Origin of the sequence: Tenacibaculum sp. M341 (assembly GCF_004337695.1) — a bacterium.
In the GTDB taxonomy this organism is placed as follows: Bacteria; Bacteroidota; Bacteroidia; order Flavobacteriales; family Flavobacteriaceae; genus Polaribacter.
Genome location: NZ_SJXJ01000003.1, coordinates 80616 through 107007 on the forward strand (window position 1 = coordinate 80616; position 26392 = coordinate 107007).

Below are 26392 nucleotides of genomic sequence, written 5' to 3' on the forward strand. Positions count from 1 at the left end.
ATTACTTTTTGCTTGTTTTTACAATCATGCCTTCAAAAGCACCTGGTAATACTTGAGTTAAAATTTTAGTATTGTTATTTAACCCTTTAATAATTACAGTTTCACTGTTAAAATGAACAGGATTAATATCAACCAAACTTAAAATACTATCGTTTTTTACAGTATATACTTTAGAGTTGTCTACTAATAATTTACGAGAAATTTCAATAGCATCTTTCTCTACTTTCGCTTTTAAATTAGCTTCTAAGTACATGCCCTCTTTTAAATCTTTGTGAGCTACTTCTATATATACTTTGATAGTTTGCGATTGTAAATCTACCTTTCCATTAACACGAACCACTTTACCTGTGTACGTTTTTGTTTTTTCTAAGTTTGTTAGTGTTACCGAGTTACCAACGACTAGTAAGTCGGCATAGTTACTATTTACAGTAACTTCCAATTCATATACAGATTCGTCAATAAATTCTCCTAGTTTTTGACCATTTCTAACCAAGGCTCCTGGTGAAACCAATGACTCTGTTAATATTCCAGTAAATGGAGCTCTTATATTATATTTACCAAGTCTAACTTCTAAATTTTTAATAGTGTAGTAAGAAGAAGTAATTCCTCTACCAGAAATGAAATACTTTTCTTTATCTGTTTTCATTTCTGGTAATTCAGGAGTACTTTTATTTACATTAAATTGTTGAAGGTAGTTTTCCCACTTATTAAATTCTGAAGGATAGTCTAATCGAATATCTGGCATTATAGAAGTCACAAGATTGAACAAGTTGTTTCTTTGCGATTGTAAGTTGGCGTAAAACTCAGCGCTATTTATGTTTAGTAACACTTCACCTTTTCTATAACGTGTACCTGCTTTAAAAGGCTTGTTTTGTTTTTTAAGTACCCCTTGTACCTCTGAGAAGATTTCGATTTTATTTTTAGCGATTAAGTTTCCGCTGGCGTTTAAAGTAATAGGAACTTCTTTGTTAACAACGTCTTCGATGAAAACGGTTTTAATGATTTTTGAAAAATTAGGCTTCCTTTTTTTCTTTTTTCCTGTAATATAGTTTCCTAGCGCAACAGCGCCTGCTATTATTAATATTCCAAGAATTGATAGAATAATTTTCCTCATGTTTTTAATAGTTATAAATGTTCTTGGTTAGCACCAAAATTGTGTTGTACTTTTTTTAAAATTGTAATCATTTGTTCTTTTTCATCACTAGTTATTGTTTCTTCCATTTTTGATAGCATATTTTTAATTATAGGAATGGCTTTTTCAAAAACTTCCTTACCTGTATCTGTTAAAAAGACTTTTTTTATTCTTTTGTCCTCTTTACTAGATTTTCTAGAGATGTAGTTTTTAGATTCCATTTTTGATAATAGGCGTGCTAAAGAAGATTTATTTCTAAAGATTAAACGTGCCAATTCATTTTGATATAACCCATCTTGATTGTATAATTTTTTTAACACAATCATTTGTTCTTTAGTGATATCTAAGTTGTCACTTTCAAAAGACTCTTGAAGGAAATAATCTATCATTTTAACAGTTTTTCCTAACCAAGGACCAATTGAGTTCTCAAAAAAATTAACAGTCTGCTCTCCTTTTTTCATGGCGCAAAAATAGATAAAACATTAAGTCGTTGCGTATGCAACGACTTAATGTTTTGTTAAAAAGATGTTATGAAAGCTTAAACAACACTTTGTTTAAGATATATTATAGTATAAAATGAAGCGCTATTAGAAGCCAACCAGCAACTAATAATAGTCCGCCTAAAGGAGTTATTGGACCTAATATTTTTAGTTTCTTCCCAAAAGCATCTGTAAGAACTAGTCCGTAAATACTAAAAGAAAACAATATAATTCCTACTGTAAAACACCACAAAGCAGTATTTAGTTCTGTATTGTACTGAAAACCTAATATTAATAATGTAATTGCATGATACATTTGGTATTTAACACCAGTTTCAAAGCTTGTTAATTGTTCACTAGTTAATTTCTTTTTTAAAAGATGTGCTCCAAAAGCTCCAAAAATAATTCCAAGCATTCCTAATAAAGCAGCAAAAACAAGTATAAATTGTTGACTCATATATTAAAAATTAAAACCTAATGAAAAAGTAAAACGAGTTCCGTCATTACCGTCAAATAGCGCTACGTTAGCAGTAAACATGTCTAAACCACTAAACCATACAGAGCCACCATAACTTGAATTCCATGTATTGGATTGTTGCGTAAAAGGACTCCAAACCTTTCCGTAGTCAAAGCCAGAAGTAACACCAAATCTCATAGGGATAAAAGCTTTAAAGTTAGCTAAACGTAAGCGTAAATCATTGGTATGGTAAAAACTTTCGGTACCTGTAAATCGTTGGTTATTATAGGCTCTTAACGATCTGTTTCCTCCTAAACTAGCTGCGTGATATATTTCAAATCTGTTTTTAAAGTTCAAATGACTTCCTATTTCTGAAGCAAAAACAAGACTCCTATTAGATACTAAGTTTTGATAAATAGCTAGAGAAGTTTTTAAATAACCAAAATGACGATTTGTATTTTCAGCATTCATTTTTGCTCCCATAACTAAATCAAAGTTCATTCCTTTCGTAGGAAAGCTATTATTATCAGTTCTATTATGATTAAAGTTTATTTCTCCACCTACAAAATAGTTTCTATCAAAAATATTGGTAGTTCCATTTGTAAAGTTTGTGATATTTCTATTAGGCGTGTTTTCTACTTTTATAGCTTCAAATGTACCTGTTAATTTAACAGTACTTCCCCAGTTAAATTGTCGTACTAAAGAAGGAGTAACGATAAACTCTTCTCTTTTTACACGATAAAAATCTAAATCGCGATTTTGATCAAAAACAGTTTCATTACCAAAGCCAAAAAAGTTAAATGCATAATTACTACTAGTAGCTCTTGCTTTTACTTCTAACATCCAGTTTCCTATAAACTCAGCAAATTCTCCAGTATAATTAATGTCAAAACCACTGGTTCCAGAATAATAGTTTGCAGTTACATTATGACGATTGTCAAAAGGTCTCTTTTTAAAACCGTAACGTGTGTGTGTAATGTTAGCACCAAAGAAAAATCCATCATCAGGATTAAAACCTAAACTAGGAAAAACGAGTGTAGTGTTGTTTTCAATATCTCTATGATTATAAGTGTTTTTATAGTGATTGTCTTCTCTTAAATCAGCTAACTCTTTACCTCCTTTTACGGTATTCTTTTTAGAGATATAATCGTATACTTTGGTTTTCTTGCTCCACCCAGATACTGAAGAAGTGTCTTCATAAGTATCGTTGTTATGTCCACCAATCAATCGAACTAAAATACTATCATCAACATCTCCAGAAATATAAAATTCATCCTCACCATTAAGTCCGTATAACTGAACCTCGTCAGTTTCATCAGTTAAGAAAATTCTGCTAAAAATTTTAATGTCTTTTCTAAATATTTCAATGCTAGTTTCATTATCATTTAATCTTTTAATAATGAATTTATCATCTTTATCTGTACCAACTACCTGAACTCTTTTCGCTTGTTTCTTATAGTATTTTGAAGCAAACTCTTTCAGTTTATTTCTTCTCGATTTAATTTTAGCAATCAATTCTTCACCATCAATATCGTAGATACTTTTAGGGAATTGCTTAATAGCATTTTCAATAACTTCATCAGTCAATTTATTCTGAATATGTTCTGCCTCTTTTAGCCATTCTTGTAAGGTTAATTGATTTAAAAACTCAGCATCAAAGAAACGAGGATAGTTATTATACCATTTCATGTTTTTGATGTCGTAATCTATTGATTGCATGTTTTTAATCAGAGGAGTATTTGTTTTTAATAAAGGAATTAAAACACCATCAAATTTAGAAAAAGGTTGGTCTCTATCTCTAGGTATTGGTCTGTAATAAGTTTTACCGTTGTCAGTTTTAAACGAAGCAAAACGCCATTGATCTTCATGGCGATCCCAATCACCAATTACCATATCAAATAATCGAGAGCGTACTGTAAAGTTTTGATCAATAGAATGTTTTCCGTTTTTTCTGATCTTTTCTAAAACATCGTAAGTACTAATTATTTTTTTTGAGTTACCAAAAGTAGCAACATCATCTCTATTACCCGCAGGACGCTCTTCTAATAAATACATGCCACCACCAAAAACATCATTATACATACCTAAAGCAGGTTGTTTTGGCATGTAGTATAATTTAGGATTTGTATGATAAATTTCAACAGCTTCAGCCATGTTTGGTATTACAAAAGCAGCATAAGGATGCGACATAGTAAAGATATCTTGAACAACATCTACTAAAAAAGTACCTTTTAAAACACCTCCCATAATTCTACTACCATCTTTGTACATAGAACGAAGTACATATTGTTTTCCATCAGGATTTTCTAAACGTAATGAGTTAGTTTGATTACCACCACCTCTTCTAATTGGTTTTAAACCACCAAAAACCTTATCTAATTCTAAAACAGGAATGGTAATTTCTTTACCATATTTATCTCTGTTTAAATTACCCCACATAAATTTGTGAAACCCATTTACATTAACAGCATCTTTAGAGTATAAAGAGGTAGTAACTTCTTTTTTATGAAGATTAAATTCTGTAAAATCAAAATCAGAAGCTCTTTTTACTGGCTTTATAATTTGTTTGCTAAACAGCAATTTGTTTTTATCTTTTTCATTAGCAGCATAATATTCAATAATTGCAGATCCGTCTTCGTAAAAGTTCAGTTTAGCATATCCATGATTACCATAAGTAAAATCAGCACCATAACCAGCTAAAGCAGCAGATTGTTTAGATCCAGATCCGCTAACTACTTGTTTAAATCCGTTATTTTCTATGTATTGTAAATTATGATCGTGACCACTTACAAAAACAATATTATCTTTAAAATCATTGGCAATCGTTTCTATTTGAAAAACAAAATCTTGATATTGTTTGTGAAAGTTATCAGTTTGAATTCCTGCATGCGAACGTAACATATTTTTAAAAGTTCCAAGAACAGGAATTGGGCTCATGTGATCTTTTACAGAATAACTACCGCCATGCGACCCGTTTGAATATAATGGATGATGTAAAGCAACAACTACATTTTTATAGCGGTTCTTTTTAAATAAACTCCAAAGTTCTTCAATAAAACGCTCACGAGTTTTAATGTCGCAATTATCATTTATTTTAGGCTCTTTGTCCCAATTCATAATAAACCAACGACTATCAACCGTAATTAAAGTTAAATTATCATTAATATCAACTTTATCTAAACCACAACCATTTTCTGGTAAAAAGGAATTTTTACCTAAAGCTTTTTCAACAATCTTTTCTTGTCTTTTTAATCCGTCTACACCATTATACCAATCGTGATTACCAGGAATAAAAATAGGCTTACCTTTAAAGTTTTTTACACTATTAATTTGAACATCTAATCGGTGTTTAGCAAGTTTGTAATCTTCATGTTTTTTAGGCGGAATTCCTAAAGGGTATACATTATCACCTAAAAATAAAGCGGTACTATTAGCAGTAGCTTGGGTTAACTCTTTTTCAAAAAAGTTTAAAGCAACTGGTTTTTCATTCATTGGTGCATTACCAGCATCACCAATTAAATAAAAAGAATGTGTAGGTTTTTTAGTAGTTGTAGTGTGTGAATAATTTTTTGATGCATACTGTGCTTTGTAGGTGGCGCATCCATATAAACATAAAAGCGCTATACCAACAACAAAAAGTTTTCTCATGTTAGTTAAAGTTGATGTGAAACAAATATACAAATTAGTTCAGTGTCCTGAATTTAGTAGGAGTAATACCTGTTTTTTTCTTAGACAATTTGCTAAAATGTTGTGGGTAATCAAACCCTAAATTATAGGCTATTTCACTAACAGAGTTTGTGCTACCTAACAGTTGATTTTTAGCACTGTTTACAATAAAATCATGAATATGATCTTTGGCACTTTTACCTATTTCTTTTTTAAGTAAATCGCTTAAGTAATTAGGAGACATATTTAACTCTTCGCCACAATATTTAACAGAAGGAATACCTAATTTATGTGGTTTTTCTGAAGAAAAATAGTTTTTAAGAAGTAGTTCAAATTCTGAAACTCTATCTTGATTAAGGTTCGTGCGAACATAAAACTGACGATCGTAATAACGATTGCAATAATCAAGTAATAATTCAATGTTTGAAATAATTAATTTTTGACTGTGCTTATCTATGTTTTGTAGGTATTCTTTTTCAATTTTTTTTACAATTTCAGTAACCGTTTCTTGCTCTTCTTCAGAAAGGTGTAAGGCTTCATGTATTTCATAATCGAAAAAAGAATATTGATGAATGTTTTTACCAAGAGCTGATTTTCTGATTAAATCTGGATGAAAAAATAATAACCATCCTTTTGCATTATTGTCTATGGTTTCATCTTCAGAAGATAACACTTGATTTGGTTTTGTAAATACCATAGCTCCGTTAGAAAAATCATATGAATTTCTGCCATAATTTATAGAGCAATATGCACCATCTTTAAGAGATATCATAAACATATTCAATAAAAACTTAGTGTTAGTGCTTTTACTAAGTATAGAAATATCTTTAAGATTTATTAAAGAAACTAGTGGGTGTTTAGGTGCAGGTATTCCAATTAATTTATGACTGTTTTCTATAGAGTCTATGTGTATAATCATAATGTATAAATTTAAAGAAAACTGTTAACCAATAAAAATATAGATGATTAACAGTTTTGAATTAGAAGATATATTAAAAGCTTAATCTTGTTTTAAAAGATTTAACTGTTCTAGATAATGATTTTAAATTCTATACTATTTAATAATAGTGTTTGTTCTTTCAATAAATTAGAATACTAAAGTTGTTTATTGTTGGTGCTAATTTTATTGCTGTGAAATACCAGTTATTAATTTATTAGCAATAGCGGCAGGACCTTTAGGAAACCAACTTTTTAATAAAAATTTAGGTACGCTACTTACTGGAGTAAAAGTAGCTGTAATAGTAAGTTTTGTTTTTTGATTCTCTAATTTTTCAAAGTGATATGAAATATCATAATTATTCATTCTTTTCACTTTAGAGCCTTTATAAGCATTAGGTTTAGAGATACCACTTACTGTAAGAGAGTTATTGGTTTTTGAAAGTTTAAATTCTTGAACAGCATCACTATTAGGCATTGGCCACGGAGCATCAAAGTAATAATAAGTAATCCAGTTATCGTTAGTTATTTTTTGAACTTCTTTACTTTCTTGTGTGTTTTCTAAAAAGTTTTTGTGTGTATTAGAGTCTCTTAAATATTCAGCTGCTTTTTCAAGCGATATATCTGTAGTAGTTTCGGCAATATAATGTATAATCTTACCTTTTTCAGTATTTGTAATTTCACTTTTTACAATTACTTTACCGTTTTTAGATGTTTCTGTTTTCCAGTTTCTTTGTGCTAATAGAGTAGTGGTACAAAGAATTAATATAAGTGACATTATTTTATTCATGGTATAATAGTTTTAATTATACCACAAAATTAGTTTTGAAATACAGCAGAAAAGTATACGTTTTACCGAATGATGTATACAAATTACTTATTGTTAATGTTATAAGTGTTTTGTTGGTTAAAAAAGAATAGATAACTATACTATGTTTGAAGTTGTTGTTTAACTAGTTAAGTTGATGAAATTAGTATTAGATGTAGGCATTTTTCTTATAACAATGATTTTAGCATTGCTTATGTTATCATATTTGTTTATAAGTACATATTCTGTTGTTAATTTTAGTTAGCAGCGCTTCCTTATGGTTTACAATGCTAAGTTTATCACCTAGCATAGCTCTCAATGAGTGCACAATGTTAAAAATTTTAACTAACACGGCTTCCTCATTGCCTACAATGTTAAAGTTTTTAACTAGCAGCGCTTCCTTAGTAACTACATTGTTAAAAGTTTTAACTAACACAGCTCCCTCAGAAAGAACAATTACAATCTAATTGATATTATTTAAAATCTTGTTAGAAAAGGAGAAGAAAAGCAGAAAAAAGATAGCGTATGTATAAAGTCTTTTTAAAAGTGAATAAAATTTAAATAGTTGTACAATAAGGTTCTTAAAGATAAGTAAACTCTTATTAAGAACTACACGATAACATAGAGCAACCTATTTTATTTTTAGCCCAATCTGGACGCTTGGCAAACCATTTTTCATTTTCAGGCTGCTCATTATATGGATTTTTTAATAACTGATATAATTCATCTATTAATTGATAATTACCATTATTAGCATCATCAATAGCTAATTGTGCCATATAATTGCGTAAAACATATTTAGGATTTATAGCATCCATTTTTTCTTTACGTTCACTATCTATTAGTGTTTCGTTATTAATAGCTTTTATGTAGGTAGTTAACCATTTTTTCCAGCTATCAGAAACCTCTCCTTTTAGTTCTTGTGTATCATAAAAACTATAAGTGATCTTATTTAAAGCAGTTTCAGTAGTGTCTTCTTTAGTTATGTTGGCAAGTAATCTATAGAATATGGTGTAATCAGTTTCTGTTAGTTGTAATGTTTTCTCTATTTCAGCAATAATGTTAAGACTATCGGTAGTCTTAGTATCATATAAGCCAAGTTTGTGCCTCATCATTTGCTGATATTTTTCAAGATATAGGCTTTCATAATCATCTAAAATAGCTTGTAACGGATCTACTTCATCAATTAACGGATAAAGAGCATTGGCAAGTTTATACATATTCCACATGGTAATGTATGGTTGGTTACCAAATCGATATCTTCTATTTTGAGCATCAGTAGTATTTGGAGTCCATTCATAATTAACATCTTCTAACCAACCGTAAGGTCCGTAATCAATGGTTAATCCTAGAATAGACATGTTATCAGTATTCATTACTCCGTGGACAAAACCAACACGTTGCCAATGTACTACCATTTCAATAGTGTTATCTCTAACAGCTGTTAAAAAATCGAGGTATTTTTGTTTTCCTTCGGATGCAATTTCAGGATAAAAATGTTGAATTGTATAATCAGTAAGTAATTGTAGCGTTTGATGATTTTGACGTGCCGATAAAATTTCAAAATTACCAAAACGAATAAAGCTAGGAGCAACTCTGCACACTACAGCACCTTTTTCGTAAGCAGCGTTACCATTGTACATAACATCTCTTAAAACCTCATCGCCTGTTAAACTTAAAGATAACGATCGAGTAGTAGGCACGCCTAAATGATACATCGCTTCACTACATAAATGTTCACGAATAGAAGAACGTAAAACAGCTAAACCATCGGCTCTTCTTGAATAAGGAGTTTCACCAGCTCCTTTTAATTGTAAAGCCCATTGTTTTTGATTGTGCTCTATTTCAAAAAGATTGATAGCGCGTCCGTCACCTAATTGTCCTGCCCAATGTCCAAATTGATGACCGCCATAACACATGGCATATGGATGTGTGTTTTCGAATACTTCGTTTCCAGAGAAAACAGCTAAAAATTCATCCGATTGAGTATCTTCTTTTGTCAATCCCAAACTACTTAAAAGTTCTTCTGAAACATGTAAAAGTTTAGGCAGTTTCGTTTTTTTAGGTGTTACATATGAAAAACAAGCATCTACAACTTGTCTACGTGAGTTTTCTAAAATTTTGTCAGCTGGTAACTCTTTAGAAAATGTGTTTTGAATGTTAAGTTTCATGATATTACAAAGGTAGAGTATATAATTTAAGGAATGTTTTTGATGTTGTTTTTATTTGAAAATTATCTGTTTACAAATAAAAAGTTAGTGCTATTTTATACTTCTTTGTAGAGTAAGCTGATTTTAAACATGTTAATAAATCATAAAAAATGCTTTTTTATTAACACGAAAACGGTTAAGTAGTATTGGTGTGTTTTTGTGAGTATTTATTTTTTTTAACTTCAAATCAATTATAAATCAAATAAATTATGAAAAAAACATTTTAAAAGCAATTAAAGCTACTATTCTTTCAAAAAAAGAAACTCAAACTATTGTAGGAGGTTATTTAGGAGGAAGTGGAAATTGTTATTTCAGACCTTGTGGAGGAGAACAAAATAAAGGACCACAAACAGGAAGGACATGTTCTAGAGGAAGTGGAACATTTTTTGCGCTTTATGTTTACAAGCCAGATCCTACTTATGAATGTATTGACGGGTAGGTTACAGGTTTTGTAATCAAAGTCTCAACAGAGCATGTGAAATAAAAAAAAGAAACATTTTTCTATTCATAATTATAGAGCGTAAAAACTTGCTAATTCTGCTATGAGGCAGTTCTTTATTAGTATACAAAGATAGATTATAACTTGGGGGCTAATAAATAAAAGAACAAGAAAACTACAATACTATTATTGTAGTTTTTTTGAGTTTTTAAAACCAAACGATAAAGATAAAATACAGGCTGGTTTTAGGTAGCGTATATATAACGAACTTAATACGTTTTTTGGTAAGTATTAATCTATTAAAGAAGATTGAAAATATGCTTTGTTTTCTAAACTCTTATGAACAGGACATTTACTTGCAATTTCCAGTAAACGTTTTCTTTGATCTTCATCTAAATTTCCAATTAGTTTTATCTTTTTTGTAAAAAAATCATGCCTATTTGGTTTTTCAACATCAATACCTATTTCTTCACTAGTTTTCTTAGTTCTTGTTACATGAACTTGCACTTCTTGTAAATCCCAATTTTTTCTATTCGCATACATTTTAAGTGTCATGGTTGTACATGCAATTAAAGCAGCATTTAAATAATCAAACGGAGAAGGACCAAAATCATAACCATCCACAGAGGCTGGTTCATCTGCAATTAGTTTATGATTGCTAACTTTAATATTTGTTGTAAAATTATCTTCTACCAGGTTTAAGTGTCCAACAGCTTGTTCGTTGTTTAAAGATAAATTCACATTTTCTTTTTTAGAAAAATAACGTTGTACCCATGTTCCAATAATATTACCCGCATATTTACTGTCATCTGGATTTGTTAATAAATGATCTGCGTTATCTAGAGTAACAAAACTCTTTGGATGACGAGCGTTAATGTATATTTTTTCTGCATTTTTAATACCTACAACAGTATCAATAGGAGAGTGGAGTATTAAAATAGGTTTTCTAAGTTCTTTTACTATTGAAGGTAAATCTGTTTTACCAAAATCACTTACAAAGTCTTTGTTTATTTTAAAAGGTCTTCCTCCAATATTAACTTCTACCTCTCCTTTCTCTTCAACTTCATGTAAACCATGAGAAAATAAATGAGTAACATGTTCAACCTCTGCAGGTGCGCCAATAGTGGCAACTGCTTTTACATTACTCAATTTTGATGCAGCAGTAATTACAGCTGCACCACCTAAAGAGTGTCCTACTAAAAGAGAAGGTGCTTGGTAGTGTTGTTGCATATAATCACTTACCGCAATTAAATCAGAAACATTAGCAGAGAAATGACTTTCTTGAAATTTACCTTCACTTTTACCTAAACCGGTAAAATCAAAACGAACAACACCAAAACCATAGTTTGTAAGTACTTTACTAATGTTTCTAACAGCGCTTAAAGAGCTAGAACAGGTAAAGCAATGAGCAAAAATGGCAAAAAAATTTGGTTTCTGATTTACAGGTAATTCTAAAACAGCGTTTAACTGTTGTCCTTTTTTATTTGGTATGGTAAGTGTTGATCTTTTCATTATTTAATAAGTATTACGATTTTTTTGTCGTATTTAATTAAGTAAACTTACTAAATAGAAAGTTCTTTAAAATAAAGAAGACCTCCCCGAAAACAAAAGGTTAACAAGGAGGTCAAATTAACTAAAACTTATATTTAAATTTATTAAACTTCAATTAGTTTAATATCATATCCACCATTAATAGCTGCTATTAGTTTATCTTCTTTATGACCTAATCTAGGCATAAAACTCTCAGGGAATTTAGGGATGTTGCAATAGAAAAGTCCTCCGTTTTCATGTTCAGGTTTCCAAGAAACAGATGTTGAATCATGTTTGCTACCAAAAATTCTCCTAAACTCTCCTTTGAATTTTACATCAATTCGTTTTCCTTTTTTTCTATCTCCATGAGGATAAAAAGCCCATGTGTAGTAACCTTCTCTTGTAAAACTTCTGTTAGATTTATTAATAACAATAGCATCTTCTGAGTTGTCTACTATTATTAAAAAATGTTCTTCATTAATTTTAGTGTTTTTAGGGTAGCCTAAATATTGATTTGGTCCTAGTTGCATAATGTATCTTTTTCCTCTTGGTCCTCCTAATTTGACTAAGTCTGTGTCTAAAAGAATTTCGTTATTTTCCATTTTAATTGATTTAATATCCTTACTCATTTGGCTTTTCGGGTTCCGCCTCGTTTGTAATAGTGTCTGATCTCTATTTTTAACACGAATGCTATTAAATAACTTAAATTTTTATAGCTGTTCCTTTGTGAGTATACTCACCATTATCATGAAATCTAATTGTAGTATCTGATTTTATGTACCATGGACCGTTATTATTAGGACAGTCCTCTACATACATTATTACTCCACGATTATTGTCTTTTCTGGTCCAGCTTTCCGTTTTTTCAATAGGGATGACGTAAGATTTTGTTTCTCCTCCATCTGTCCATTTATTTACAGATACTTTAATAGGTCCTAATGTTTCATTAATTACAGTAATACTCATCTTATTAATTTTTAATATCCTTACTCGTTTGGCTTTTCAGGATTCGCCTCGTTTATAATAGTTTCTAATCTCTATTTTTTAGAAAGTAAGAATAGCGCTATTCGTTGTTTTCTGATGGTAAAATTATTATAGAAAAGCCTTGAAAATCATTTAGAATAAGCGAGTGCGTGTTAGAAATTCGTGAACGATGAAAAATAAGGTACGACTGTTTTTTTGTTAAAAAGAATTATATTGCAGTGTAACCTACCTATTATAATTATGAAATACACAATTGAACAAAAGACTAGGAATAAGATTAAGAATGTAACTGTTAAAAGAATTGCTAGGTGTAGACCAATTATAGAGATAGAAAACCATACTTCGTTAGGACCTTTTGTAAGAGTAACACAAAGTGAACAAAATAAACATTATGTATATGTTTTAGCGTATTTTAATAGAAGAGTGAAAAATTTCATTATAAGAGACGAAAGTTTTCCTACTATTTATATAGTAGCTGGAGATAAATCAACAAACATAAAAAAGAAGAAACAAGATTTACTTTGTTTTATAATTGAATTAAAAGATGTAGTATGCCCAGGTGATAGAGTAGATATAGAAATTGATTTTAATCAAAAGATGGAAGGTGGTGTAGGGGAGCCAACCCGAGGTACTGTAGCTACTCCTCCTGTTAAAGATTAAATATAATAGCGTGTTTTGAGATACTGTTTTTTATTTTTCTTTTTTCTGAATATGTTTTGTTGTTTTAGTCAAACTTCATATGTAGAAGATTGGTTTTTAAATGAATGTGAGCAGTGTTTGTTTTTGTCTGATAAGAAAGTGTTATTGCCAGATAATGAGTTGAATGCGTGGCATAATGCAAGAGTTGCATTTTTTAAAGACGATTACAAACAAGCAAATTATTACTTACTAAAAGATAATTTAGGAAAAGAAGAAGAGAAAACTCTTTTAAAAGGTCATATAATGTTGGGTTTAGGTGTTTATAATAAGGCAATGTCTTATTTTAAGCATAAGTCGCTATTAAATAATAAAAGTTATGAATTGATATTACAAAAGAGTTTGATAGACGGTTTTTATGCAAATAAACAATATGATTCTGTTGCCTTTTATTGTAAAAAAATATTACAGACTAATAAAGTTTCGGTTAAGTTAGAAAATGAAGTACGAGAGCTTTTAGCTTACATTAATTTGTTACATAAGGATTTTAAAGGAGCAGAATTTTCTTTTCAAAAATTATTATCTAATTATAAGATTAATAACGATTCTATTGCAATTGCTAGGGTGTATTCGAGTTTAGGAAATTTGTTTTTTGAACAGTATAAAGACAATAAGGCAAAACAGTATTTTGATTCAGCCTACATAAAAAGTAGATTTTTAAAAAATTTAAAGTTAAAACGAGATATAGTTTATAATTTATACATTGTATCCGAAGCTTTAAAAAAACATAAGAAGGCAGTTAGTTATTTAAAAGAGTATAATGTATTAAAAGACTCTATTCAAACAGAAAAAACAATTTGGGAAGTAGCTCAACATAAAGAGGCTATTAACTTAGCAAAAAAACAAGCAGAGGTTAATAAAAAAACAGCAGAACGTAATATACTTTTTATCGTGTTTGTAAGTGCTCTCTTATTATTAATTACCATTTACTTTTTTTATAAGAAACTACAAAAGCAACATTTTAAAATAAAAAGGCTTAATGAAGAATTGGCAACGGCAAATAAATTAAAAAATCAGGTTTTTAGTATAGTTGCTCACGATTTAAGAAGTCCTGTAGCATTATTAAAGCAAAAATTTAATTTGTCAGCTAAAGGTATTGATGCTAATACAGTAGCAATAGATAAAGGAGTGATGTCTTTAATAGATTCGTTAAACTTTTTATTAGATAATTTATTAAACTGGTCCTTAAGTCAGTCTAACTTATTAAATGTGCAAAAAGATTGGTTTCCTTTATATCCTGTAATGCAGCAGATAAAGTATCAATATGAGTCACTAATTAATGAAAAAGAGATAAAGTTAACTATTGATAATATTGAAAGTGTTTTACTATTTGGAGATATGGAATTGTTTAAAATAGCAATTAGAAATTGTTTAGACAATGCGGTAAAATTTACACCTAAAGGCGGAAGTATTAGAATTACGGGAGAAGCGGAAAAAACATTTTTCAAACTAAAAATTCAAGATTCAGGAGTAGGAATTCCAGAAACTATTTTAAAAACGCTTTTTGAATTAAATGTAAAGAAAGCACAAAAAGATACTACTGGTAGAAAGAGTTCTGGTTTAGGATTGCATTTAGTTAAATCTATGGTAACTTTAAATGATGGAGAAATTAGTATTAAAAACAATCCAAAAGGCGGAACAATAGTAAACATTTTGGTTCCTTATAAAATAATAGCTTAGTAAGAATGATATATGGATAAATTGAAGATTTTAATTTTAGAAGATACAGTAGAGGAGGCAAGTGTATTACAAATTGTATTGGAAGAAAAATATACTATCATAGGTATTGCTAAAGATTTTAATGAAGCAGTAGCTTATTACCATATTCATAAGCCAGATATAGCTGTTTTAGATATTTTTATTGAAGGGGAACGAGAAGGAATTAGGTTTGCAGAGTATGTAAATAATACGAACCCTATTCCTATTTTGTTTTTAACTAACGCAAAAGATACTATTACTTTTTCTTCTGCTAAAAAGACCAATCCATATAGATACATTTTAAAACCTGTAGACGCTTTAGGGATTCATTTTAGTATAGAATTGGCTATTGAAAATTTTATAAATGGTGTAGGAAAGTTATCAACTAAAGAAAATACGGTGTTAAAAGTTAAAGAAGAATTGTATATTAAAAAGAAAGCTTCTTTATTTAAAGTAGCAATTGATCATGTAAATTATGTAGAGGCAGATGATAAATATTGTCATATATATTTAAAAGATACTAAGTTTTTAGTACAGAAAAGCTTAACTAGTTTAGAGGAAGAGTTTTCTGAGTTATTAATACGTACCCACAGAAAGTATTTGGTGAATAGGGATCAAATTAATCGAATAGATACAGCTGATTATAATATAATTTTAAATAACGGTAGTACAGTTCCTTTAAGTCAGCGTCATAAGAAAGAAGTATTAGAGTTATTTAAGATATTAAAATAACTTCCAAGAAAAACAAAAAACTACAATACCAAATATTGTAGTTTTTTGTTTGTGTAAATTGGATTAATTTACAGTTGTTTATTTCAGTTTGTCAGCGTACAGCTTACGCAGCTTTGCTAACTTAGGAGTAATAACGAAGTTACAATACCCTTGTTCTTTATTATTATCATAATAATTTTGGTGATAGTCTTCGGCAGCATAAAAAGTAGGTAGTTCACTTAATTCCGTTACAATTTGATCATCGTAATAAGGTTGTACTTGCTTAAAAACTTCTTCTGCAATTAACTTCTCAGTATTATCATTATAATAAATAACAGAACGATATTGTGTACCAACATCGGCACCTTGTTTATTTAAAGTAGTAGGATCATGAGTTGTCATAAAAATGATTAAAATCTCCTCAAATGATATTACTTCAGAATCATATGTAATTTGAATTACTTCTGCATGACCTGTTAAGCCAGAACAAATTTCTCTGTAAGTAGGGTGTCCAGGAACATTTCCACCAGCATAACCAGAAACAACTTTTTCAACTCCTTTAATTTGGTTAAAAACAGCTTCGGTACACCAAAAGCATCCACCACCAATAGTTGCTATTTTAGTTGCCATCTTTTTCTAATTTTAAAGAGAGAGAATTTACACAGTAACGTAATCCGCTAGGTTCAGGACCATCAGGAAATACGTGTCCTAAATGAGAATCGCAAGAATTACATAAAATTTCAACACGAATCATACCATGAGAAGTATCTTTGTGGTATTTAACAGCATTCTCTTGAATTGGTTGTGTAAAACTAGGCCACCCTGAACTAGATTCAAATTTAATTGTAGAATCAAAGAGGGGAGTGTTGCAACAAGCACAACTATACTTTCCAGATTCAAAGGCAGAACAATGCTCGCCAGAAAAAGGACGTTCAGTTCCTTTTAAACGTGTAATTGTAAATGTTTCAGAGTCTAAAATTTCTTTCCATTCAGCATCTGTTTTTTCTACTCTATTACTAGGAGTAGGATTACCGTTTACTGTAAAACGGATAATATCTTTCCAAGTTAACATATTGTATTTTTAATTTAATTTTTTTGTCGTTTTGTAGTGCTAAAAATTACATTATTGTAATTGATAAAGTTTGGTTACTTTTACCTATACTAAATTACTGATTTATGAGCACTCTTTTAGAAAAAGCGGAAAGTTTTGTAGTAGATTTATTAAACACAAAATTAGATAGGAAGTATGTATATCACGGATTATCACATACACTTAGGGTTGTAGAAAAATCTAAAGAGTTAGCAGAAGAGAGTGAGTTGAATGAATCTGATAAAGAAATTTTATTGATAGCTGCTTGGTTTCATGATACTGGTTTTACCAAAAAAGCAGATGCTCATGAAAGAGAAAGTGTATTAATAGCTAGTGATTTTTTAAAACAACAAGAAGTTTCTGATGAGTATATAAAACAAGTATCTGATACCATTTTAAGTACTGAAATGGGTATGGAACCGTCTGGCGAGTTAGGTAAGATTTTAAATGATGCAGATTGTTCACATCTAGGTAGTAAAAATTACACTGATTTTTCTCAGTTGTTGCAAAAAGAAAAAGAGTTATCGGGTGAGGAAAAAATCTCAGATACATATTGGTTACGTCAAAATATTGATTTTTTAACAAATCACCACCGTTTTTATACGAATGTAGCTATTAAAAAATGGCAAAAGCAAAAGAGTAAGAATTTAGCTCAGCTAGTAAAAAGTGAAAAAAAGATAAAGCAAGAGAGTAAAAAGTTATTACAAAAGAAAGAAGAGTTAGATTTTAAGAAAAGCAAAATAGAACTTCCAGAAAGAGGAATTGAAACCATGTTTAGGGTTGCCTTGAGAAATCACATAACTTTAAGTGATATTGCTGATACAAAAGCCAATATATTGTTATCGGTTAATGCTATTATCATTTCCATGGCATTATCTACACTGATACCTAAGTTAGATAATCCTTCAAACGGATATTTAATTATACCTACCATTTTATTCGTGTTTTTTACAGTGGTATCTATAATATTGTCTATCCTGGCTACAAGACCTAATATTACTCAAGGGAAATTTACTAAAGAAGATATAGCAAATAAAAAGGTAAATTTAATTTTCTTTGGAAACTTCCATAAAATGAGTTTACCTGAGTTTGAATGGGGAATGAGCGAAATGATGAAAGATAGAGATTATTTATACGGATCGCTTACAAAAGATTTATACTTTTTAGGATTAGTATTAAATAGAAAATATAGCTTGTTAAGAACAACATACACTGTTTTTATGATAGGTATTATAGTGAGTGTGTTAGCTTTTGCAATTGCTTTTTATTTACAAAGCAATCAAAATGAAATAAATTCAGGAATTAGTGCTTTTTTATGAATATATGTTAATGAAATAACGTTTTAAAGGGGTGGAAATGCTAAAAAAGAATGTAATCCTTGCGGATAAAATAAAAAGACGTATATTTACAATCGTTGATGTACAGTAAATTACAATTTTTTATACCCCCCAATTTATGAAAAATATAGTCATTTCTTTATTTTTTCTATTCAATTTTGTCTTCGCTTTTTCACAGACAAAAGAAGACTACAAAAAAGCCTTAGATCTCATCACAAAGGGCTTTAATGAAAAAAATGCTTCTTTAATTCATCAAAAATTCACTCCAGATTTAAAGAAAGAACTTCAAGAAAACACCTTCAAGAAAACAATAGATAGTTTGCATACCGATAAAGGTGCTATGTCTACGTATGAATTAATCATGGAGGAAGAGAAAGAAAAGAATTATTTAGTCGAATTTGAAAATGGTTCGATGTTAATTCTTATTCATTTATCTCCGACAGGAGAAATATCTATGTTGAAAATTAAGGATTACTAGTTTTTAGTAGTCTAGAAAGTAATCACAATCAAATAAGAAATTTGAATCCTCTTTTCTATAGAGTTGATCTTAATAAAACAAAAAAATATCAAATTATCATGAGAAATTTAAAGGAAAAATATTTAACCCTAGCATTATTCTTTATAGCGCTCTTATCTTTTTCTCAAACTAAATATGGTTCGTTAACATTTAATAAAGCCGTAAATATATCAGGTAAACAGAGAATGCTAACTCAAAGAATGGGGAAGATCTATTTGTATCTTCTTGATAATCCAAACGATTTTAAAGCCAAAAAAGATTTAAAAATCACGAAGATTATTTTTGAAAAACAGAATAACATTTTAGCTCAAAATGCAAGTGCAGATTTAACTAAAAACAGATTAAAAGAAGTACAAGATACATGGGCTAAATACAAGCAGTTTTTAGCTTCAGAACCTAACCAAGGAGATGCAGTAAAAATTATAAACACCAATTCAACTATTTTAAAATATGCCAATAACGTAGTAAATGCTATAATTTTAGAAGCAAAAAATAATTCAGAATCTTCGGGTACTGGATTGGCAGAAGAAGACAATGAATTAAAGGAGATTATAAATAAATCAGGAAGACAACGAATGTTGTCGCAAAGATTAGCATTATACTATTTTGCTAATAAACCTAATTTAAAGAATTCAAATACTGAAAGTAAACTTAAAAATGTATTTATTGAGTTGGATAGTGCGTTAAATGATTTATTAATATCAAGTTTTAACAATGAGAGAATTGATGAATCATTGGGTGATGTGATGGAGCAGTGGGAAACAGTAAAAACAAATAGAGATAGATTTTTTAAACAAGGTTATAAAGACGAAGAGGTATATAAATTAAGTAATGACTTAACTAAAAAGTTTAATAGAATTACTAATTTATATGAAAAGGTAAAAGTTGAATAATAATAAATGTTGAATTAAAACTAAATAAAAGGGATTATATGAAGGTAAAAAAGTAAAGTAGTTTAAGGGAAAATTAAGTTAAGTCGGTTGAGTATTTTTTAACTCCCCAAAATCAATTAAAATAAATATTATGATTTTTAAAAATTATTTAACCATATTTTTTGTATTTGTAGGATTTATATCTACTTCTCAAAATAAAGTGTGTACAAGTGCAGCTGCAGGTGATGTTACAGATATTAACACAATTGGTAAATGTGCGATAGAAAACTTTAAGAAGTCCAAAAAAACAGAATATATAAAGGTATCTACAAGAAAAAGATATGTGAGAAGACGAACTCCATCTTTAAAAGGAGTAAAAAAGAATATTAATGCTATTGCTAGAATTAATAGGTTTACAGCAAGTAATGTTGAAGTGTTACCTATGTTTAATGATTGTGTATCTGCTTCTAGTGACCAGCAGCTTAAATGTTTTAATGATCAGATAGATAAACATGTTTCTGATAATTTACAATACCCAGAGGAAGCTTTAAAAAAGGGAATTGAAGATAAAGTATTAGCAACTTTTACCATAAATACTACTGGTGAGGTAATTAATATTAAAACTGAGAGTGCTACTAAAAATCAGTTGTTAGAGGATGAGGCAAAAAGAATTGTTAAAGCTTTGCCTAAATTTACACCAGCGAAACACAAGGGAATAGTTACAGATATTAAGCATAAGGTTTTTGTGAACTTTAATTTATCTTTTGATAACAAGAAGGTTAATGAAGGTTTTCCGATTAGTAGTTCGGATGAAGGTTTAATTAAAGAACATGTAAGGTTCGATATGGTTAATGAAGAACCAGTTTTTATTGGTTGTGCTGATTACGGAGCTGAAGAGCAGAAAGAGTGTATTAAGGAAACTATTGTAAATAATATTGTTGATAATCTTATTTATCCATTTGATGCTGCTTCTGAAGGTATTGAAGGTAGAGTATGGGTTCGTTTTATTGTTGATACAGATGGTTATGTTAAAAATATAACTACAACAGGAGGAACAAATACTGAACTTTTAGAAAAAGAAGCAGAAAGATTAATCAAGTTATTGCCTAAATTCCTTCCAGGAAAACATAATAATGACTATGTTAATGTAGAGTATTTTATACCTATAGATTTCCAATTGGATGAATAATTAAACAGTGAATAAAACAAAAATAAAAAGGTCGATTTGAAACTTCAAAATCGACCTTTTTTTATGGTATATGTTTATACTATTTTAAATCTTTGATTAATTCATCAATAGAAATAGTACTTTTTTTCTCGGTAACTTTAGTAGTATTTTCGTCTTTATAGATAACCTCTACTCTGATAGCCTTTAACCCAGATACACCTTGTAAATCTTCAATGTCTAAAAGTTCTACAGCACCTAATTGATTTTTGGATTGTAAATATTTAATATACTTTAAATACTCGTCAGCGTCTCTGTTTTGAGAGTATACAATAGAAATTTTACCAGGTACAGTTAATCTTTCGTTGGTGCCTTTTATGTGAGCTTTATCAATTCGTTTTTTAATAATTTCATATCGAATATTATAAGCCCCATCAACATCAAATTGTTTTTCATCCATTCTAAACTCTATAGATAATGGATTGCTGTGTACTAAAATTAAAGAAGCTACTTGTAAATCGTGCTCTAACGATTTTCTTAAATTATTAGCAACAATTTCCATTTCATAAGTGGTTTGCAGTTGCCATAATCTCAGATTGTATAAGTATAGAGAGTCATATTTTTTACTTTTAGTAATAGACTGTCCAATATACATGTTATATTCAACACCATCTGTTTTGTATCTTTCAAAATAGTGTGGAAAAATAGCTTGAGCTTCTTCTTGCTTTTTGTCAATAAACTTAGCTAGCTTGTCGTTAATTTTTGTAACGCTATGCTCGTAGTTTTTACGTTTGTTGTAAACTACTTGTAAATCGCTATCTAGCCCGCTTAAGTATTCGTTAACAATTTGAGTTAACTCCTCATTAATTTCTTTGATATGATTAAAAACAGGATAAATTTCTCGTTTTAAAAAGTCTAAAATAGAAACTTCATCACCGGCTTTAATACCATTATTTACTGCTAGCAAATACTCATTTACCCTATACATTAATTCATCGTAAATAGGTAACGTTTCTTTTTTACAAGCCTCTTTAAGTACGTTTATAGCTGCTTTTAATTGTGTTTGTAAATCTTCTTTAATAGCTTGATTTCTTGCTGTAGAAGATCCTCTAATATCTAATTGTCCGTATAAAGGATAGACGTCTTTAAAAGTGATTTGTTCAATTTTAGCATCTTCATCTTTGTAAATGGCATTCTGATAATTTTCTGCAGCATCATAAAAACGCCACTTTACTGAAGGGTGAATTGAGGTATAATACTCTTGAATTGTAGCTTCAAGAATATTTAAAAACTCTTCAGATTTTCTTTCTGCAGCAGCTCTAAAAACAGGAATAATATCTTTAAGCTTTTCCTTATTTACAGAATTCAATTCGTAAGCTCTAGGAGAAGCTATTTCAAGTAATACTAAATCATCATTTGAAGCAGTAACAGGAATTAGAATAATACTTTGAATATTTTTTTGAATTAAACGAAGAGAAAGTTTATTACTGTTTGTACGCTCTTTATATTTATTGGTGTCAGATAATACTACACTTTTGTTTTCTCTAAAAATTTGACCAATTAAATGATCGCAAAAATATTCGTTACATGTAATTTCCGTATCGTAGTCTAGTAAAATACTCTCCGATCTTTTAACGGTTACATGTCCTTCACTAATATTACTTACATCAAATACAGAATATCCAACTTGTAAATCTTGAATGGCAAAGAAGTTTCTGAGGTTATCTTGTAACCTTTCTGTCATTTCTGTATCTTCTTTCCCTACTAAACTATCTTTTATTGAAGCTATGGTTTCATCTGGAGTAATGTCAAACAAATTCATTAAACCAAAACCTTTAAATATATAAGAATTTGGAGGGAATTTCTCCTTCCATATCTCTATGTTGTCAAAATTATCTAAAAGAAGTTCAATGTCTTCTTTTGTTATTTCTGGAGCGTCTTTTGTAGCAGCAATCTCCATAAAATCACCATTAAAAGCTACTCTATAGTATCTTGTGATTCCAGCATTAACATCAGGGATATCAAAATAAAAAGGACGTTTTAAATCAACAGGGCGATTATAAATAGTTGCAAGTATTAAAGTACATGCATAAATATACATGTCGTCTTGTTTAAAGTTTCTAACTTTAAACTCATAATCTTCACCTGCGTTTTTTAAAATGTTTTCAAACCTTTCTGTAAACTTAAAACATAAAAAAGTAAAAGGTAAAGTAGCAGCTTTTATTTCATTTGTTGTAAGTATTTCTGGAAACAACGTTTCTAAAAGTAGTTCTATAAGTTCACTGTGTTTTTCTAAAAGAGAAAAATCGGTGAACCCTTCAATAATTTCAGGAACATCGTCAATTTTCTTTACCATTTCTAAAGCAGACTGATGGTAAGGATGATTTTTATATGCTTCATCAGTGTACTTTTTATATACTTCGTATATTTTTTTGAAACTGATGTTAATTTGCAGTGGTAATTCTAATTGTGGCGTGTCATAAAAGCTTCTTATCGTCATTTTCTTTGCCTTTTTAATAAATACAAAATTACAAAATGTATTATTTAGTCGATATATCTAGCGAAAAGTTACAAAAAAATACTCAGATAGTTGATTTTGAGGTTAAAAGTTGAAATTATATTCATTTACTTTCCCTTTTTTACCTAAACTATTAAACTTCCAGCTAAAGCCAAGCATAAAATATTGTTGTAGCACAGTACTTTCTGTATCTTCAATATAGTTTGATGCAGTTCTTCTTCGGGCATTGGTGTTTTGATTTAGTAAATCATAAGCTTTTAGAGTAATTGAAGCTTTGTCTTTTAAAATAGAGTAGGCAAGTGTAGAGTTCCAAAACCAAGCAGCTCTATTAAAACCAATAACATTTGGATTAAAAGAGTATCGAACATCATTTCGCCATTCTAATTTTTTAGGAACATTAGTACGTGTTCTAATATTTAAGGAATGACTAGTGAAATTTTGTAATTGATTAACCTCGTTGTTAAAAGTGGTTTTTGTAAAGCTGATTTCGTACCTAGGTTCAATAGATAAGACTTTATTCCAAGTAAGTTCAAAACCTAAATTAGGAGTTAGTGAGGTTGATTTAGATATATTTTTTACTTCATTAAAAAGATTGATGTTTTTAGAAAAACCAGAATTTATTCCTATTCTAGCATTTACGCTAGTAATAGAGTCTAATTTGAATCTTTTGTTATAATTAGCGCCTCCCCAGAAATCATAAGCTCCATCAACATTTTCATAGGTTGTAGTACTAATTAAATTATCATCTATAGAAGTTTTATTTACAATTTGATTGTTTTTTAAATTACCACTGATATATGCAAAGAAGCCAGTACGTTTTTGCCAGTTGTATTTGTTAATATTTAAATAAACTCGATGTGATTGACTTGGTTTTAAGTTTGGGTTACCTGTAATTAAGTTAGAAGGATTTCTAACATTGGTAAAAGGTTGTATTTGATCTATTGAAGGAGGATTATTATCTATGGAATAATTCAAATAAATTGATCCGTTCTTTTTTAAGCTGTATCTTAAATTTGTGCTAAAAAGTAAATTGTTGAACGTTCTATTTAAATTTAAGTTAGGACGTAATTTATCTAAATTTTCTAAAGTTCTGTAAACCTTTCCCATTTCAACGCCAATATTAAATTTTTTAGATTCAAATTCTAGCGATAGAGAGGGAGTGGTGGTAATATCATTATATTCAAAATTAGAGCTCAAATCAATATTAAAATCTGAAAAACTATTGTCAGCAGCATTAAAATCAAAAGTGCTGTCAATATTTTCTCGTTCACTTCTTGAGTAGCGATACTTTGCATCAATAAACAGTTTTTTCTCAAGTATTGGTATGCGATATGTTAATCTTGAGCGAATACTGTTTAAATCATCAGAAACAGTACTTTTTTGATCTCTAATTTCTGTGCTTGCATCAGCTCCAAAAATCTCAATAATAGAGTTGTTGCGTCTTTCTCTGTCAGCAGTTCTAACTCTATTGGTAATAACAGCCTTTAAAAAACTCCCTTTTCTACCAAACTTTTTGGTAATACTAATGTTGTTTTCAAAGCTTTTGGTTTCAGAATCAGAGAAATTAGTGCTAGAAAAACGATTGGTTAATACCGAGTTTTCATCTAAAGATTCTTCGTTTCTATTACTGTTTTGAGTTCGAGAATTAAAAGTGAATTTTGGTCTGATGTTGATTAAAAAGGTAGAATCAATTTTAATATCTAATTCAGTATCAAAGTTATGATTCGTATTATCGCTATTACTTACAGAAGTGGTGTTGGTAAAATATTGTCGGTCTGGTAAATTATAAGCTCTATTATTTTTTGAAACATCGTTTGAGTTACTTTCAGAAAAAATATAATTAGCATTAATATCAAAACCTTTTTTATATTCATCAGCATACGTAAAGCCTCCAATTTTTGAAGTTACAATACCATTTCCTCCGCCAAAAGATCTTCCGCCAACACTAAAAGATCCGCCACTACTCATCCACATGCTACCGCCACCATACATTTTTTGTATTTCACCAAAGCTAAATCCAGGAGAATTAATGTTGTTTGTTCCTGCAATTAAACTAAATCGAGTATTATTATTAAAACGATTAACCATAGTGGCGCCTTCATATCTTTCGTCTGTACCACCACCAACAGTTACTCTACCAAACCAACCTTTATTGTTTTCTTTTTTTATGGTTAGATTAATAGTTTTATTGTTTGCATCTCCTTTTTCACCTGTAAAAGCTTCAGATTTAGATTTAGAATCTGTTATTTGAACTTTTTCAATAATTTCTTTGGTAAGGTTTTTTGTTGTTATGGTAGGATCATCTCCAAAGAAAGGTTTTCCGTTTACTAAAACTTTATTTACAGGCTTTCCATTTACGGTTATTTTACCTTGTTCATCTACTTCAATTCCGGGTAGTTTTTTTAGTAAATCTTCAACATTAGCATCTTTTTTGGTTTTAAAAGATTTTACATTAAACTCCAAAGTATCTTTTTTAACAGTAATAGGAGCTCTAGACTTTATAACAACTTCATTTAAAAGATTGGATTCTTCTTTTAAAGAAATTACACCCAATTTTATGGTTGATTCTTTATCTAATGAAACTAATTTACTGTAATTATTCATTCCAATAAAAGAGATATAAAGTTTCATGTTTTTATCATATGATTTTCCTTCTAGTGAAAAATTACCCTTTTCATCTGAAATAGTATAGGATAAAACGGTACTATCTTTTACTTTTTCTAAATGAATAGTAGCAGCCTCAATAGGTTTTTTATCTTTTTCTGATTGAATTGTTCCTGTGATGTTAAATCTGTAGGATTGAGCACTTGCCGATAAAAGGGAAAAAATAAATAATAAAAAAAGTAGCTTTTTCATAGTCTTTGTTTACTGTTTTTTAAAACAACAAAGAAAAGAAAAAACTACTTTTAAACCGTTAAATATTGTTAAGGTTTGTTATAAAACCTTGCAGGTTATTAGCATCTTGCGTAACAAGCGTCTCTAAAAGCTACACAGTTAGCGCCTCCAGAGATAAAACAATTAACATAAGCGTCAATACAATCTACAACACAGTCGTTAATTTCATAACCACCTGTAATGCTTTTACTTTCTTGGTTTGATAATTTCTTTACTCCTTTAAGAGAATTGATTTTTTTGATCATAATAGTT

Annotated in this window: 22 protein-coding genes; 7 read left to right on the forward strand and 15 right to left on the reverse strand. The window is 29.5% G+C overall.

Annotated features, from left to right (window positions below; genetic code table 11):
* Nucleotide 1: 1 nt before the first annotated feature.
* From EYW44_RS03885 to EYW44_RS03930, 10 genes are all read right to left on the reverse strand, one after another.
* Nucleotides 2–1114: an efflux RND transporter periplasmic adaptor subunit gene (locus EYW44_RS03885; protein WP_132722359.1), complete on the reverse strand. Its 1113-nt coding sequence runs from the start codon at nucleotides 1112–1114 to the stop codon at nucleotides 2–4.
* Nucleotides 1115–1125: 11 nt separating this feature from the next.
* Nucleotides 1126–1593 (reverse strand): MarR family winged helix-turn-helix transcriptional regulator, encoded by a 468-nt coding sequence (locus EYW44_RS03890; protein ID WP_132722360.1) that lies wholly within the window; start codon nucleotides 1591–1593, stop codon nucleotides 1126–1128.
* 103 nt (nucleotides 1594–1696) lie between these two features.
* A complete protein-coding gene (locus tag EYW44_RS03895) occupies nucleotides 1697–2068 on the reverse strand; it encodes a DUF423 domain-containing protein (RefSeq protein ID WP_132722361.1) in 372 nt (123 codons plus the stop codon).
* 3 nt (nucleotides 2069–2071) lie between these two features.
* Nucleotides 2072–5716, reverse strand: a complete 3645-nt coding sequence (locus tag EYW44_RS03900; RefSeq protein WP_132722362.1) for a metallophosphoesterase — start codon at nucleotides 5714–5716, stop codon at nucleotides 2072–2074.
* Between the two features lie 34 nt (nucleotides 5717–5750).
* Nucleotides 5751–6653: a helix-turn-helix domain-containing protein gene (locus EYW44_RS03905; protein WP_132722363.1), complete on the reverse strand. Its 903-nt coding sequence runs from the start codon at nucleotides 6651–6653 to the stop codon at nucleotides 5751–5753.
* A 204-nt stretch (nucleotides 6654–6857) separates the two neighbouring features.
* Nucleotides 6858–7460 carry an START domain-containing protein gene (locus EYW44_RS03910; protein WP_132722364.1) on the reverse strand — a complete coding sequence of 201 codons (603 nt, stop codon included), beginning with the start codon at nucleotides 7458–7460 and terminating at the stop codon, nucleotides 6858–6860.
* Nucleotides 7461–8080: 620 nt separating this feature from the next.
* Nucleotides 8081–9652, reverse strand: coding sequence for a protein adenylyltransferase SelO (locus EYW44_RS03915; RefSeq protein WP_132722365.1), 1572 nt, complete (start codon nucleotides 9650–9652; stop codon nucleotides 8081–8083).
* A gap of 766 nt (nucleotides 9653–10418) precedes the next feature.
* A complete protein-coding gene (locus tag EYW44_RS03920; RefSeq protein WP_132722366.1) occupies nucleotides 10419–11639 on the reverse strand; it encodes a bifunctional alpha/beta hydrolase/OsmC family protein in 1221 nt (406 codons plus the stop codon).
* A 143-nt stretch (nucleotides 11640–11782) separates the two neighbouring features.
* Nucleotides 11783–12259, reverse strand: a complete 477-nt coding sequence (locus tag EYW44_RS03925; protein WP_132722367.1) for a hypothetical protein — start codon at nucleotides 12257–12259, stop codon at nucleotides 11783–11785.
* Between the two features lie 100 nt (nucleotides 12260–12359).
* Nucleotides 12360–12623 (reverse strand): hypothetical protein, encoded by a 264-nt coding sequence (locus EYW44_RS03930; protein WP_132722368.1) that lies wholly within the window; start codon nucleotides 12621–12623, stop codon nucleotides 12360–12362.
* Nucleotides 12624–12881: 258 nt separating this feature from the next.
* Between EYW44_RS03930 and EYW44_RS03935 the strand changes: the two genes are divergently transcribed.
* Genes EYW44_RS03935 through EYW44_RS03945 form a run of 3 tightly spaced genes read left to right on the forward strand, consistent with a single transcriptional unit; the run spans nucleotide 12882 to nucleotide 15767 of the window.
* Nucleotides 12882–13301 (forward strand): hypothetical protein, encoded by a 420-nt coding sequence (locus tag EYW44_RS03935; protein ID WP_132722369.1) that lies wholly within the window; start codon nucleotides 12882–12884, stop codon nucleotides 13299–13301.
* Between the two features lie 51 nt (nucleotides 13302–13352).
* Nucleotides 13353–15017 (forward strand): tetratricopeptide repeat-containing sensor histidine kinase, encoded by a 1665-nt coding sequence (locus EYW44_RS03940; protein WP_132722370.1) that lies wholly within the window; start codon nucleotides 13353–13355, stop codon nucleotides 15015–15017.
* A gap of 12 nt (nucleotides 15018–15029) precedes the next feature.
* On the forward strand, nucleotides 15030–15767 hold the full coding sequence (locus EYW44_RS03945; RefSeq protein WP_132722371.1) for a LytR/AlgR family response regulator transcription factor: 738 nt from the start codon (nucleotides 15030–15032) through the stop codon (nucleotides 15765–15767).
* A gap of 78 nt (nucleotides 15768–15845) precedes the next feature.
* Here the strand turns inward: EYW44_RS03945 and msrA are convergent, their stop codons facing one another.
* Both msrA and msrB read right to left on the reverse strand, forming a co-directional pair.
* Nucleotides 15846–16376, reverse strand: a complete 531-nt coding sequence (msrA, locus tag EYW44_RS03950; protein WP_132722372.1) for a peptide-methionine (S)-S-oxide reductase MsrA — start codon at nucleotides 16374–16376, stop codon at nucleotides 15846–15848.
* Nucleotides 16366–16818 (reverse strand): peptide-methionine (R)-S-oxide reductase MsrB, encoded by a 453-nt coding sequence (msrB, locus tag EYW44_RS03955; protein WP_132722373.1) that lies wholly within the window; start codon nucleotides 16816–16818, stop codon nucleotides 16366–16368. Before msrB ends, msrA begins: the two co-directional genes overlap by 11 nt.
* Nucleotides 16819–16922: 104 nt before the next feature.
* On the opposite strand from msrB, the gene EYW44_RS03960 reads away from it, so the two are divergent.
* The 4 genes from EYW44_RS03960 (at nucleotide 16923) to EYW44_RS03975 (ending at nucleotide 20751) form a co-directional block, all read left to right on the forward strand.
* Nucleotides 16923–18155 (forward strand): Pycsar system effector family protein, encoded by a 1233-nt coding sequence (locus EYW44_RS03960; RefSeq protein WP_132722374.1) that lies wholly within the window; start codon nucleotides 16923–16925, stop codon nucleotides 18153–18155.
* Between the two features lie 136 nt (nucleotides 18156–18291).
* Complete coding sequence (locus tag EYW44_RS03965) at nucleotides 18292–18651, forward strand: hypothetical protein (protein WP_132722375.1); 360 nt, start codon at nucleotides 18292–18294, stop codon at nucleotides 18649–18651.
* Nucleotides 18652–18749: 98 nt separating this feature from the next.
* Nucleotides 18750–19583, forward strand: a complete 834-nt coding sequence (locus EYW44_RS03970; protein WP_132722376.1) for a type IV pili methyl-accepting chemotaxis transducer N-terminal domain-containing protein — start codon at nucleotides 18750–18752, stop codon at nucleotides 19581–19583.
* Nucleotides 19584–19713: 130 nt separating this feature from the next.
* Nucleotides 19714–20751 carry an energy transducer TonB gene (locus EYW44_RS03975; protein ID WP_132722377.1) on the forward strand — a complete coding sequence of 346 codons (1038 nt, stop codon included), beginning with the start codon at nucleotides 19714–19716 and terminating at the stop codon, nucleotides 20749–20751.
* Nucleotides 20752–20830: 79 nt separating this feature from the next.
* On the opposite strand, the gene EYW44_RS03980 is transcribed toward EYW44_RS03975, so the two are convergent.
* From EYW44_RS03980 to EYW44_RS03990, 3 genes are all read right to left on the reverse strand, one after another.
* A complete protein-coding gene (locus tag EYW44_RS03980) occupies nucleotides 20831–23227 on the reverse strand; it encodes a GAF domain-containing protein (RefSeq protein ID WP_132722378.1) in 2397 nt (798 codons plus the stop codon).
* A 102-nt stretch (nucleotides 23228–23329) separates the two neighbouring features.
* Nucleotides 23330–26101, reverse strand: coding sequence for an outer membrane beta-barrel protein (locus EYW44_RS03985; protein ID WP_132722379.1), 2772 nt, complete (start codon nucleotides 26099–26101; stop codon nucleotides 23330–23332).
* Between the two features lie 98 nt (nucleotides 26102–26199).
* Nucleotides 26200–26385, reverse strand: a complete 186-nt coding sequence (locus tag EYW44_RS03990) for a hypothetical protein (RefSeq protein WP_132722380.1) — start codon at nucleotides 26383–26385, stop codon at nucleotides 26200–26202.
* Nucleotides 26386–26392: the final 7 nt, after the last annotated feature.